Here is a 12,471-nt window from a genome sequence, read left to right as displayed (position 1 = left end):
GGCCCCCGAAGGGGCCTTTGGGCGGAAAGATCCTTTAGAGGCGGCGGACCTTCTTGGCCTGGGGGCCCTTGCCGCCCCGGCCGGCCTCCACCTCGAACTCCACCCGGTCACCCTCGTTCAGGGTGCGAAACCCCTCGGCCTCGATGGCCGTGAAGTGCACAAACACATCCGGACCCTCTTCCTGCTGGATGAACCCGTAGCCTTTTTCCGCGTTAAACCACTTGACGGTACCCTTCTTCATGCTTCTCCTTCATCCCGAAAACCCACCTGGCTTTCCAGGGACTCTTCACTATCCCACGGATTACCCAAAAAGTCAAGCCCCAAAGCGCAAGGGGCCTTGGGGCCTGAGGGAGGCTTTGCGCTTAGTGGTGGTGCCCGCCCTCGTGCACGTGGCCGTGAAGGATTTCCTCGGGGGTAGCCTCCCGGACCTTCACCACCTCCACCTCGAAGTCCAGGTCCCTGCCCGCCAAGGGGTGGTTGAAGTCAATGGTCACCTCTTCCCCCTGGACCTCCACCACGGTGAGGGGCATGGGGTTCCCCTCCATGTCCTGGGCGTAGAACTGGGCCCCGGGCACCACCTCCGCGTCCTCGGGGAAAGCGGAGAGGGGCACCACCTGGACCCCCTCGGGGTCGCGGGGTCCATAGGCCTTGTCCGCAGGCACACGGGCCTGGAAGATCTCCCCCTCCTCGCGGCCTTCCAGCTCCTCCTCGAGGCCCCGGATCAGGTTGCCGTGCCCGTGCAAATAGGAAAGCTCCCCCTGGTCCAAGACCTCCCCCTCCACCTGGAGGGTGTAACGGATGGTTACCACCTTGTCTTGTTCAACCTTCATGGTCACCCTTTCGCAAGCCAGGCTTGCTCCCCTTAGCCTAGCAGACCCGCCCCTTGGAGGAAAGGTGGAAGGAGCTTTCCCCGTATCCAAGCTCCTTCCCCTTCCCTTACAGGCCCTATAGTAGGGGTATGCGGGTGGAAACGATCATCGGCAAAACCCCGGTGGTGCGCCTTTTCAAGGTGGTGGAGCCCGACATGGCCGAGGTCTGGGTGAAGCTGGAGGGCCTCAACCCCGGGGGGTCCATCAAGGACCGGCCCGCCTGGTACATGATCAAGGATGCCGAGGAAAGAGGCCTCCTCCGCCCCGGCTCCGGCCAGGTCATCGTGGAGCCCACCAGCGGCAACACCGGGATCGGCCTGGCCATGATCGCCGCAAGCCGCGGCTACCGCCTCATCCTCACCATGCCCGCCCAGATGTCCGAGGAGAGGAAGCGGGTGCTGAAGGCCTTCGGCGCCGAGCTGGTCCTCACCGACCCGGCGAGGCGGATGCTGGCCGCAAGGGAGGAGGCCTTGCGCCTTAAGGAGGAGCTTGGGGCCTTCATGCCCGACCAGTTCGCCAACCCCGCCAACGTGCGGGCCCACTACGAGACCACCGGGCCGGAACTCTTTGAGGCCCTAGAAGGGCGGATCGACGCCTTCGTCTACGGCTCGGGCACCGGGGGGACCATCACCGGGGTGGGGCGGTACCTGAAGGAAAGGATCCCCGGGGTGAAGGTGATCGCCGTGGAGCCCGCCCGCTCCAACGTCCTCTCCGGGGGCAAGATGGGCCAGCACCAGTTCCAGGGCATGGGACCCGGCTTCATCCCCGAGAACCTGGATCTTTCCCTTCTGGATGGGGTCATCCAGGTGTGGGAGGAGGATGCCTTCCCCCTGGCCCGGCGGCTGGCCAAGGAGGAAGGGCTTTTCCTGGGAATGAGCTCGGGAGGGATCCTGTGGGCAGCCCTGCAGGTGGCCAGGGAACTGGGCCCTGGCAAGAGGGTGGCCTGCATCAGCCCGGATGGCGGCTGGAAGTACCTCACCACCCCCCTCTACGCCGAACCCTAGCGCCGCACCACCTGGGCGTCCTTGGGGTAGCGCTTGAGATCCTGGGGGCGTAAGGAGGCTTTCTTGAACTCCACCACCCGCAGGTCGGCCATCACCTTCCCCACCTCGTCCCGAAACACGAAGCGCACGGGCCTGGGATCGTTCTTCAGGATGTAAAGCTCCAGGGTGGCGAAACCCTGGCCCTCCTGTGCCCGGCCCACCAGCTTCCAGACCACCCCCTCCGGCAGGCGCTCCTCCCCCACAAGGCGAAGGCTCACCCGTTCGGAAAGCCCCTTCAGGTCCCCAAGGCCCTGGGGGCTAAACCCCAGGCCCTGCACCTGGGCCTTTTCCTTGGGGCTCACGATGAGCTGGTTGGTGAGGTAAAGGTAGTTCCAGACCTCCTTTTCCGTGATCAGGGTGAAGTTGCCCTCTAGAGAGCCCGGTTTCTGAAACTCTATGCGGAAGAGGTTTTCCTTGGGAATGGCCAGCACCCGGGCTTTAAGCTCCTCCTGCCCTCCGGGTCCCTGGATCTGGCCCTGCACCACCGCCTGCCAGGGGTCCTGCAGGTTCCTTTCCACCCGGTCCAGGATCTCGGAGACGCTTTGCGCCAGAGCCAGGCCCAGGGCCAGGAGCAAAATACCCCAGGGTTTTTCCATAAATCTCCTCCTCATGGCCACCTCCAGGCGTACCGGACCCAGGCGTAGGGAGCCTCCCTATATCCTCCCTCGAGCCCCAAGTCCCCAAGCCACACCCCGAGGCTACCCGCAAAGGGATAGGAAAGGGTGAGGAAAAGGCTAGCCTCCCCTAAGTAAAGCCCTGCCTCGAGGCGATTTAACCCCCCTAAGCGCAGGGCGAGGTCCAGAACCTCCATCCCCTCCCCCACCTCGCCCTTCCAGCCCAAAACCAGATAGGGCAGGCCGGAAAAACCCACCCCCAGGGTATAGGTGGCCTCCTCCCTCAGGGCGTAGCTCACCTCGGCCCGCAAGACCTCTCCCCTTTCCAAGAGCAGGCCCACCACCTCCTTGGGCACCAGGCGGTAACGCAGGGAAAGCCGGCCGAACACCCCCTCCTCGGGGAACAGGGGGAAAACCCTCTTGGAGCGGTAGCCGAGCCGCGCCGCCAGGGCCAGGGGGCCGGCACCCCCTTCGGCAAAGGCCATCCCCCCAAGCCCCCCCACCCCCACCTCGGCTTGCAGGCCATAGGCCAGGTACCCCAGGGGCCCTAGGGCGAGGCTCGAGGAAAGCCCCAAGGCCCCCCGGCTTTCCTGCCCCACCTGGAGCTTCCCGTAGACCTCCCCCGGCTCCAGGGTGAAGCCTCCCTCGAGGGTGGAGGCTAAGCTTCCCGAAACTCCATAAACCCCGGCCTCGAGGCGCCCCTGGGCCAGGGCCAAGCCCAAAACCACCCACCCCACCCACCAGATCCTTTTCATGCCACCACCTGCCTTTGGAAGCGCACGGAGGCCAGGAAGAGGACCAGGGCGGAAAAGAGGAGAAGGGCCGCCAGATGGGGCCAGAGCACCGCAAACCCCACTCCCTTGAGCATCACCCCGCGGAGGACCTCTATGAGGTACCGGGCCGGCACCAGATAGGAAAGAAGCTGGAAAAAGCGGGGCATGCCGTCTATGGGGAAGACGAATCCGGAAAGGAAGATGGTGGGAAAGGCGTAGGCATAGGTGCCGAAAACCGCCTGCACCTGGGTCCGGGCCAGGGTGGAGATGAGAACCCCCGCGGCCAACGAGCCCAGAACGAAGAGGAACATGGCCAAGAGGAGGAGGGCCAGGCTCCCCCGCACCGGGACCCCAAACACGAAATGCCCCAGGCCCAGCACCAGCAGGGCCACCCCGAAGGCGATGAACAGGTAGGGCAGCACCTTGCCCAGCACCATCTCATGGGGGCGCAAGGGGGAGGCCAGCAGGCTTTCCATCATGCGGCTTTCCACCTCCCTCACGATGGACAAAGCGGTGAGGAGGACGGTGAACATGGTGAGCACCAGGCCGATGATGCCGGGGATCATGAACCAGGCGGTCTTGTTCTCGGGGTTGTAGAGGGTGTGGAGGTTGGGGCTCAAGGGGGGCAACACCGCCTCCCCCGCCATGGCCCGGCCCACCAGGATGCGGGCGTTGACCTCCTGGATGGCCTTCCGCAGGGCCGCCTGGGCCTGGAAGGCGAAGTTGGGGTCGGAGCCATCCACGTAAACCTCCAGGCTCACGCTCTCCCCCCGCCGCACCTTGTCCAGGGCCCCAGGGGGCACCACCAGCCCCACCCGGGCCTGGCCGCGGTCCACCGCCTGCACCACCGCCTCCGGGCTTGCCGCCCGGTGGACCAGGCGGAAGCGGTCCTCCTTCGTGAGCTCCGCCAAAAGCACCTGGCTGATGCGGTCCTGGGAGGCATCGTAAACCGCCAGGGGAATGTGGCTAAGGGTGAAGTTGATGGCGTAGCCAAAGAGGAGGAGCATCAAGGTGGGGAGCAAGACGATGAGCCGCGGCAGGACGTGGTCCCTCCGGATCTGCAAGAACTCCTTCTCCGCCAGGGCCAGGATGCGGTTCATAAGACCTCCTTGGTAAGAAGGATGAAGACGTCCTCGAGGCTGGGCTCCACCTCCTCCAATCCGCCCAAGGAAGCCTCCCTCCGGGCGATGAGCCGGACCCCGGCTCCGCTCGGCCAGGCCTCGAGGACCCCTGGCATCCCCCGGGCCTCCCTCAGGGAAAGCCCGGGAGCATAGAGAAAGCGGGCCCTTGCCTTGGCCAGGGCCTTCAGCTCCTGGGGTGTGCCCGTGGCCAGCACCCGGCCGCCGAAGAGCAGGGCCAGGCGGTGGCAACGCTCTGCCTCGTCCATGTAATGGGTGGTGACCAAGACCGCCGCCCCCCTCTCCGCCTCCTGATGGATGAGCTCCCAGACGCTTCTCCGGGAAAGGGGGTCCAAGCCGGTGGTGGGCTCATCCAGGAAAAGCACCTCGGGGCGGTGCACCACCGCCTGGGCCAGGGCCAGGCGCTGCCGCCACCCCCCGGAAAGATGCCCGGCCAGGGCGTGGGCGTAGGGCAAAAGGCCAAAGCGCTCCAGGACCTCCCGGGCCAGGGGGCGGGCCTCCTTGGGCCGGTACAGGCGGGCGCGGAAGAGGAGGTTCTCCTCCACCGTGAGGTCGCGGTAAATGCTTTGCTCCTGGGTGGCGTAGCCGATCCTGGCCTTCACCCGGTGGGGTTCCCTTCCCACCTCCAACCCCGCCACCCAGGCCCTTCCCCCATCGGGCTGGAGAACCCCGGTGAGGATCCGCACCAAGGTGGTCTTCCCCGCCCCGTTGGGCCCCAGGAGGCCGAAGACCTCCCCGGGGCGCACCTCGAGGCTCACCCGGTCCAAGGCCCTGACGCTACCGAAGCTCCGACTGACCTCCTCTGCCTGCACCATATCTACCCTCCAGGTATCCCCGCAGATAGGCCTCCGGGTCCAGGGGCAGGTGCACCCCCAAAGCCTCCCCCAGAAGGAAGCGGGCCATCAAGGGTCCCACAAAGGCCAAGGCCATCTCCTCGGGAGGCTCATCGGACCGGAGAAGACCCTTGCGCTGCTGGGCCCGGAAGAAGCCCACCACCCTTTCCAGGACACCCAGGATGCCCTCCGGAGGTCCTGCGCCCCTTAGCCCCGGGTGGCGGAGAAGCTCGGCAAGCAGCTTGGGCAGAAGGGCCTGGTGGGCCTTTAGGAGGTCCAGGTAGGCCTCTAAAAGCTGCCTCAAGCCCTCCTCCAAGGGAGCCTCCTCCGCGGGGAGGCGTTCCAGAAACCCCGCCGGGATAAAGCGGGAAAGGGCCGCCCGCAAAAGGGCCTCCTTGCTGCCGAAACGCCGGAAGAGGGTTACCTCGTTCACCCCGGCCCGCCGGGCGATCTCCTTGGTGGTGGCCCCCCGGTACCCCCGCTCAGCCAAAAGCTCCAGGGCCGCCAAAAGCAACCCGCGATCCGGATCCTTGCCCCAGCCCTGGTCCTCCGGCCCTGCAAGTAAGCGCATACTTACAGCGCAAGCCTACCCCCTTTCTCCCCCAGGGTCAAGGGTGGGTGTGGCATACTCAACCTAGGAGGAAAAACCATGACCCTACTGGACCGCCTAAGCCGTCTCATCCGGGCCAACCTGAGCGACCTGCTGCGCCGGGCCGAGGACCCCGAGAAGATCATCAACCAGGCCCTGGAGGACATGAAAGAAGCCCTAAGGGAGGCCCGGGAGCAGGTGGCGGCTGCCATGGCCGAGGGCAAGCGCCTGGAACGGGAGGTGGAAAGCCACCTGCAAGAGGCCACCCTCTGGGAGGAGAAGGCCAAGGAGGCTCTGAAGGCAGGCCGGGAAGACTTGGCCAAGGAGGCCTTGAGGCGGAGGAAGCGGGCCCTGGACCTGGCCGAGGGCTTCAAGCAGCAGGCGGAGGAGCAGAAGGCCCTTGTGAACCGCCTCATGACCCAGCTCAAGGCCCTCGAGGCCAAGATCGACGAGGCCGAGGCCAGGAAAAAGCTCCTTCTCGCCCGCAAGAAGGGGGTGGAGGCCGCCGAGGCAGTGCGGCGGATGGAATCCAAGCTGGACGCCGACCCGGCCCTCGAGGCCTTTGAGGAGATGGAGGCCCGCATCCTCTCCATGGAGGACCGGCACGAGGCCCTGAAGGAGCTGGATGGCCAGGACCTGGAAAAGGAGCTCGCCGCCCTCTCCGCGGAAAAGGAGCTGGAGGAGGAGCTTTCCCGCCTCAAGAAGGAGCTTGGCCAGTCCTAATCCGGGCATCCCTCCTTGTGGGCAGCGTGAGCCGGCCCACCGGGGCTTAAGGGGTAAACTCCGTATCATGAGGCGGTACCTTATGGCCCTCGCCCTCCTTCTGGCCGCCTGTGCCCCCCAGGCCACCCAGGCCCCCGAGGCCCGGCCCCTTCTTAAGGAAACCGCCTTTTATCCCGCCACCACGGGCCTGGAGTGGGTCTATGTGCCCGAGGGGGAGGCCCTTTCCTCCCCCCCCTACCGGGTGCGGGTGGAGGGCCCGGCCCTTTACGAGGGACAGGAGGCGGTGCGCTTCCGAAGCTTCGGCCGGGGGGAGGACAGGGTCTACTACCGGCAGGTGGGAGCCTTTGGCGTGCGGCTTTTGGGCTTCCAGGACCCCTCCGCCCGGGTGGTCTTCACCCCCCCCATCCTGGAGTACCCCCCGGAGGCCCTCCTAGCCGTGGGCTACCGCTGGGGGGGCAGGGTGACGGTGCGGGTGGAACTCCTCACCCCTGGGGGACGGGAGCCCCTGGCCCAGGGAGGCCTGAGCTATGCCATGGAGGTGTTGGAGGAGCGGGAGGTGCGCCTGCCCGCCGGGGTCTTCCAGGTGTACCGCATCCGCCAGGTCTACCAGGACGAGCGCGGCCAGGATGCCCGGGAAGTCTGGTTTTCCCCCAGGGTGGGGGAGGTGCGCACCCGGGAAGGCCGCGTTCTGGTGGAGAAGAACTTCTAGCTAGGGGGAAACGATGGTACTGGACAAGGTGAATAGCCCGGACGACCTGAAGGGCCTGACCCTCGAGGAGCTCCTGGCCTTGGCCGAGGAAATCCGGAGCGAGATCATCCGGGTCACGGCGCAAAACGGAGGCCACCTGGCAAGCTCCCTAGGAGCGGTGGAGCTCGTCCTAGCCCTGCACAGGGTCTTCCAGTCCCCTAAAGACCGCATCCTCTTCGACGTGGGCCACCAGGCCTACGCCCACAAGCTCATCACCGGGCGCAAGGACCGCTTCCACACCCTGAGGCAGGAAGGGGGGCTTTCCGGCTTCACCAAGGTTTCCGAGTCGGAGCACGACGCCATCACCGCCGGGCACGCCAGCACCTCCTTGGCCCATGCCCTGGGCATGGCCATCGCCCGGGACCTGGCGAAGGAGGACTACCACGTGGTGGCGGTCATAGGGGATGGGGCCCTCACCGGAGGAATGGCCCTGGCCGCCCTCAACAAGATCGGGGAGCTAGGCAAGAGGATGCTCATCATCCTGAACGACAACGAGATGAGCATCTCGGAAAACGTGGGGGCCCTCAACAAGTACTTCAAAGAGCTTCAGATAAGAAAGTGGGTCCAGGACGCCGAGAAGCTGGGCCGGAGCATCCTGGAACACATCTCCCCCAAGCTCTTCGGCCTGGTGGACCGGGCCAAGGAAGCGGCCAAGCTCATCCTCCACCAGGAGAACCCCTTCTACGCCTGGGGGATCCGCTACATCGGCCCCGTGGACGGCCACGACCTCAAGGGGCTCATCCACATCCTGGAGCACCTCAAGGAGCTGGACGGCCCCACCCTGCTCCACGTGGTCACCAAGAAGGGAAAGGGCTACAAGGTGGCCGAGGCCGACCCCATCTACTGGCACGGGCCCTCGGGCTTTGACCCCCTCAGGCCGGAGAAGGTTTCCAAGGGCTACACCTGGAGCCAGGCCTTTGGGGACGCCGTCACGGAGCTGGCCTATCTGGAACCCCGCCTCTTCGTCCTCACCCCGGCCATGCGGGAGGGGTCGGGCCTGGTGCGCTACTCCGTGGAGCACCCCGACCGCTACCTGGACGTGGGGATCTGCGAGGATGTGGCGGTGACCACGGCGGCGGGCATGGCCCTACGGGGCCTCAAGCCCATCGTGGCCATCTATTCCACCTTCTTGCAACGGGCCTACGACCAGGTGATCCACGACGTGGCCATAGAGGCCTTACCCGTGATCTTCGCCATAGACCGGGCGGGGGTGGTGGGGGCCGACGGAGCCACCCACCACGGGGTTTTTGACATCGCCTACCTGCGCACCATCCCCAACCTGCAGATCGCTGCCCCCAAGGACGCCTTGGAGCTAAGGGCCATGCTGAAGAAGGCCTTAGAGATCGGAGGGCCCATCGCCATCCGCTACCCCCGGGACAACGTGGAACGGGCCCCGGAGGGCGCCTGGCCCGAGATTCCCTGGGGCCGGTGGGAGGTGCTCAAGGAGGGTACCGAGGCCTACATCCTGGCCTTCGGAAAGACCTTGAAGTACGCCCTCGAGGCCGCCTCGGACGATCCCAGGATCGGGGTGGTGAACGCCCGGTTCCTCAAGCCCCTGGACCGGGAGATGCTCAAGGCGCTTGCCCGCTACCGGCTCCTCACCGTGGAGGACCACCAACGGATGGGGGGATTTGGAAGCGCGGTCCTCGAGGCCCTAAACGAGATGGGCTTGAAGCCTCAGGTGAAGGTCCTGGGCCTGCCCGACCGCTTCCTGGAGCACGGCTCCATCCCCAGCCTCCACCGCCAGGCTGGGATCGACGCCGAGGGCATCCGGAAGGCCCTGGCGGAAATGGGCGTCCCTCCCACCTATGAGAGGGCTTGAGGCCCTCCCCTTCGCCGCCAATCTTTACAAGGTTCCCGTAGCGGAAGGGTACTTCCTGGTGGACGCCGGGCTTCCCTGGGAGGCGGGAAGGCTTCTAAGGCTCCTCAGGGAACCCCCCAGGCTCCTCTTCCTCACCCACCACCACACGGACCATAGCGGCGGGGCCCGGGCCCTTTGGGAACGGTTTGGCCTTCCCATCCTGGCCCATCCCAAGGAGTGGCCCTACCTGACCAAGGAAAAGCCCCGCCCTCCCCTACCCATACCCCTCCTGGGCCCCTGGCTCGCCAACCTGGCCCCGCCCCTTCCCAGGGAGGCCTTGAGGCCAGTGGAGGAAGGGGAGGAGGTCCTGGGATGGCGGGTGGTGGAGCTTCCCGGCCACACCCTGGGGCAGGTGGGGCTTTTCCGGGAAGGCCTCCTGATCGCCGGGGATGCCTTAAGGGGCAAGGGCCTTCCCCCCAGGTTCATCAACGAGGACCCAGAGCTTACCAAGAAGACGGTGCGCAAGATCCTGGACCTGGGAGCAGAAACCGTCTACCTGGGCCATGGAGGGCCCCTCTCCCGCCAGGAGGTGGAGGCCTTGGCCCTTAAACTGGGGGTATGAGAAAAGTCCAAGTGGGCCTCCTAGCCCTCCTCTGGAGCCTGGGCGCCTTGGCCTGGGCCCAGGAGGTGGTGGTCTACCCCAGCTTCGCTGAGGTCAAGGAACCCGTGCTCCTTCCCCCTTCCGCCTGGGTCTATTTGGCCGGGGAAAAGCTTTCCCGCATGGCCCCGGGGTCCTTAAGGCTCCTTGGGGTGGAGGAAAAGGAGCGCATCTACCAGGGAACGACGGTCCTTTTCCGCTACCAGGGGGAAGGGCCCGCCACCCTGCGCTACCTTTACACCGGGCTTTCCGGGGAGGTCTTTTACACCCTGGAGGAGGGAAGGCTCACCCTCTGGGCCCGGCTCCGGCTGGAGGGAAGCCCCCTGGAAGCCAGAAAGCTCACCCTGCTCGCCGGGGAAGCCCCTCTTCTCGGGGTGGCCGAGGCCAAGGGGATACCCATGCGGGCCTTCGCCGAGGCTCCTTCGGGGGAAAGCCCCTTTGGCCTCTTCCGCTACCCCCTGCCCCCGGGCCGGCTGGAGCCCGGCACCACGGAGATTCCTGTCCTCAAGGCCCAGGTAAGCCCAACCCGGCTTCTTCGCTACCAAGGACCCTTCCGCACGGACAGGCTTCTGGCCCTGGAGCGGGGCTACCGCTTTAAGGCACCCTTCCCCCTGGCTCCGGGGAGCCTCGAGGTGGTGGAGGAAGGCTTCTTCCTGGGCCAGGCCCTGCTTCCCGCCACCCCTGAGGGAGAGGTGGCCGAGGTGTGGCTGGGGCGGGACCTCGAGGGCCGGCTGGAACGGACGGTGAGCCTGCTCCAGCAAAGCGAAAAGGAGGCCACCTACCGGGTGGAAACCCGCTTAAAAAACCCCTACCCCTACCCCATCGCCCTTCTCCTTTCGGAAACCTTCCCCCAGCCCTTCCGCCTGGACTTCCCCGAGGCCACCCATCTGCCCCAGGGCTACCGCCTGGAGGTCCCCCTTAAACCCGGGGAGGCCCTTACCCTGGTCTACCGCCTCACCCTTCCCCGCTAGGGACATCTGCCCCCACCCCCAGGCGGCATCCTGGAGGCATGAAGCCCGACCTTCACCGCTTCCCCCTCCTGGTGGCCTGGGAGATGACCCGGGCCTGCCTGCTCGCCTGCCAGCACTGCCGGGCCTCGGCGGTGCCCGACCCCTTACCCGGGGAGCTCACCACCGAGGAAGGCTTGAGGCTCTTGGAGGAGCTCGCCACCTACACCCCCAAGCCCATCCTCCTGCCCACGGGGGGCGATCCCCTGGCCCGGCCCGACCTCTTCCTCCTTTTGGAGGAGGCCAAACGCCTGGGCCTTAAGGTGGGGATCACCCCCGCCGTCACCCCCAGGCTCACCCGGGAGGTGGTGGAGCGCTTCAAGGAGCTTTCCGTGCACCAGATGGCCATCTCCCTGGACGGGGCGAGCCCCGAAAGCCACGATGGCTTCCGCGGAGTCCCGGGCACCTTCGCCCTGGCCCTACAGGCCCTGGAATGGGCCCGGGAGGTGGGCCTCATGACCCAGGTGAACACCACCGTGACCCGAAAGACCAAGGGGGAACTCCCCGGCATCGCCGAGATCCTGGCGGCCAAAGGGGTGGCCACCTGGGAGGTCTTCTTCCTGGTACCCGTGGGCCGGGGAGCGCTTTTAGAGCAACTCTCCCCCGAGGAATACGAGGAGGTGATGCACCTCCTTTACGATCTCTCCCGCCGCTACCCCTTCAAGGTGCGCACCACGGAAGGCCCCATGTTCCGCCGGGTGGCCCTGGAGCGCCGCAAGAAGGAAGGAGGGGAGGACGGGGCCCTGGTGGGGGAAGGCCGGGGGGTGCACCTCTCCGACGGCTTCGGCTTCGTCTTCGTTTCCTCCACGGGGGAGGTGTATCCTTCGGGGTTTCTTCCCCTCTCCGCCGGCAATGTGCGGGAGAAGCCCCTTCTGGAGATCTACCGAAATAGCCCCCTTTTCCTCGAGCTCCGCAACAAGGCCCTTCTAAAGGGCAAGTGCGGGGTCTGCGAGTACCGGGAGCTTTGCGGGGGAAGCCGGGCCCGGGCCTGGGCGGAAACCGGGGACCACCTGGCCGCCGACCCCCGCTGCGCCTACATCCCTAAGGGCCTAGGACAAATGCCCCTGGCCTAAGGGGAGCGGGGTTCCCCATAATGGAGCCATGAAGCGCCTCTTGCCCGCCTTGCTCTTCCTGGGCCTTCTGGCCCTTGGGCAAAGCCCCGGGGCCAAGCTCTACTCCGCCAACTGCCAAAGCTGCCACCAGGCCACGGGCCAGGGGGTCCCTGGAGCCTTCCCGCCCCTCACCCACCTGGACAAGGTGGTCCAGGCCAAGGGAGGCCGGGAGTACCTGATCCGGGTGGTCCTCTACGGCCTCCAGGGAAGCCTTACGGTGGAGGGCAAGACCTATAACGGGGTCATGCCCCCCTTCCGCCAGCTCAAGGACCAGGAGGTGGCCGACCTCCTGAACCACATCCTCACCACCTTCGCCAAGTCCAAGGCCAAGCCCATAAGCGCCGAGGAGGTGAAGGCGCAAAGGGCCAAGGCCCTTTCCCCCCAGGAGGTCCTCAAGTCCCGTCCCCCGGTCAAGTAGACCGGTGTACTCCCTCCCCCCGGGGCCTAAAGGCCCCGGGCACCTTTTCCTTAACCCTTGGCGGGGGATAATGGTCTTGCCGTGGAGCCTGGGTTCCACCTTCTCTACGCAAGGCGCCTGGCCTGGCGCCACCGGCTCCTCTTG

General features: G+C 66.2%; 15 protein-coding genes. 8 read left to right on the top strand and 7 right to left on the bottom strand.

Features of this window, described 5'->3' with window-relative positions:
- Positions 1–34: 34 nt before the first annotated feature.
- Together AC27GT_RS01810 and AC27GT_RS01805 are read right to left on the bottom strand one after the other, a co-directional pair.
- On the bottom strand, positions 35–241 hold the full coding sequence (locus AC27GT_RS01810; protein WP_015715977.1) for a cold-shock protein: 207 nt from the start codon (positions 239–241) through the stop codon (positions 35–37).
- A gap of 121 nt (positions 242–362) precedes the next feature.
- Entirely contained in the window at positions 363–830 is a 468-nt protein-coding gene (locus AC27GT_RS01805; RefSeq protein WP_015715976.1) for an FKBP-type peptidyl-prolyl cis-trans isomerase, read from the bottom strand.
- 128 nt (positions 831–958) lie between these two features.
- On the opposite strand from AC27GT_RS01805, the gene cysK reads away from it, so the two are divergent.
- Positions 959–1,873: a cysteine synthase A gene (gene cysK / locus AC27GT_RS01800; RefSeq protein WP_015715974.1), complete on the top strand. Its 915-nt coding sequence runs from the start codon at positions 959–961 to the stop codon at positions 1,871–1,873.
- On the opposite strand, the gene AC27GT_RS01795 is transcribed toward cysK, so the two are convergent.
- The 5 genes from AC27GT_RS01795 to AC27GT_RS01775 are packed head-to-tail and all read right to left on the bottom strand — an operon-like array spanning position 1,870 to position 5,842.
- Positions 1,870–2,508, bottom strand: a complete 639-nt coding sequence (locus AC27GT_RS01795; protein WP_028493626.1) for an outer membrane lipoprotein carrier protein LolA — start codon at positions 2,506–2,508, stop codon at positions 1,870–1,872. The two genes, cysK and AC27GT_RS01795, sit on opposite strands and share 4 nt — an antisense overlap.
- 11 nt (positions 2,509–2,519) lie before the next feature.
- Complete coding sequence (locus tag AC27GT_RS01790) at positions 2,520–3,281, bottom strand: hypothetical protein (RefSeq protein ID WP_487223437.1); 762 nt, start codon at positions 3,279–3,281, stop codon at positions 2,520–2,522.
- Entirely contained in the window at positions 3,278–4,399 is a 1,122-nt protein-coding gene (locus AC27GT_RS01785) for an ABC transporter permease (RefSeq protein WP_015715971.1), read from the bottom strand. The genes AC27GT_RS01790 and AC27GT_RS01785 overlap by 4 nt, the downstream gene beginning before the upstream one ends.
- Positions 4,396–5,253, bottom strand: a complete 858-nt coding sequence (locus tag AC27GT_RS01780) for an ABC transporter ATP-binding protein (RefSeq protein ID WP_015715970.1) — start codon at positions 5,251–5,253, stop codon at positions 4,396–4,398. Before AC27GT_RS01780 ends, AC27GT_RS01785 begins: the two co-directional genes overlap by 4 nt.
- On the bottom strand, positions 5,216–5,842 hold the full coding sequence (locus tag AC27GT_RS01775; RefSeq protein ID WP_041437962.1) for a TetR/AcrR family transcriptional regulator: 627 nt from the start codon (positions 5,840–5,842) through the stop codon (positions 5,216–5,218). The genes AC27GT_RS01780 and AC27GT_RS01775 overlap by 38 nt, the downstream gene beginning before the upstream one ends.
- Before the next feature lie 78 nt (positions 5,843–5,920).
- Here AC27GT_RS01775 and AC27GT_RS01770 point away from each other — a divergent pair, with 78 nt between their 5' ends.
- From AC27GT_RS01770 to AC27GT_RS01740, 7 genes are all read left to right on the top strand, one after another.
- Entirely contained in the window at positions 5,921–6,583 is a 663-nt protein-coding gene (locus tag AC27GT_RS01770; RefSeq protein WP_487223436.1) for a PspA/IM30 family protein, read from the top strand.
- A 67-nt stretch (positions 6,584–6,650) separates the two neighbouring features.
- Positions 6,651–7,292: a hypothetical protein gene (locus tag AC27GT_RS01765; RefSeq protein ID WP_028493632.1), complete on the top strand. Its 642-nt coding sequence runs from the start codon at positions 6,651–6,653 to the stop codon at positions 7,290–7,292.
- 13 nt (positions 7,293–7,305) lie between these two features.
- Positions 7,306–9,153 (top strand): 1-deoxy-D-xylulose-5-phosphate synthase, encoded by a 1,848-nt coding sequence (gene dxs, locus AC27GT_RS01760; protein WP_028493633.1) that lies wholly within the window; start codon positions 7,306–7,308, stop codon positions 9,151–9,153.
- Positions 9,140–9,754 carry an MBL fold metallo-hydrolase gene (locus AC27GT_RS01755; protein WP_015715965.1) on the top strand — a complete coding sequence of 205 codons (615 nt, stop codon included), beginning with the start codon at positions 9,140–9,142 and terminating at the stop codon, positions 9,752–9,754. The genes dxs and AC27GT_RS01755 overlap by 14 nt, the downstream gene beginning before the upstream one ends.
- Positions 9,751–10,761, top strand: coding sequence for a hypothetical protein (locus AC27GT_RS01750; RefSeq protein WP_015715964.1), 1,011 nt, complete (start codon positions 9,751–9,753; stop codon positions 10,759–10,761). Before AC27GT_RS01755 ends, AC27GT_RS01750 begins: the two co-directional genes overlap by 4 nt.
- Positions 10,762–10,799: 38 nt before the next feature.
- Entirely contained in the window at positions 10,800–11,870 is a 1,071-nt protein-coding gene (locus AC27GT_RS01745) for a TIGR04053 family radical SAM/SPASM domain-containing protein (protein ID WP_015715963.1), read from the top strand.
- Positions 11,871–11,898: 28 nt separating this feature from the next.
- Positions 11,899–12,327: a c-type cytochrome gene (locus AC27GT_RS01740; RefSeq protein ID WP_015715962.1), complete on the top strand. Its 429-nt coding sequence runs from the start codon at positions 11,899–11,901 to the stop codon at positions 12,325–12,327.
- The last annotated feature ends 144 nt before the right edge of the window (positions 12,328–12,471 follow it).

The sequence above is a fragment of the Thermus sp. KWY1 genome, from assembly GCF_057547025.1.
This window is presented reverse-complemented; position numbering and strand designations above follow the sequence as displayed.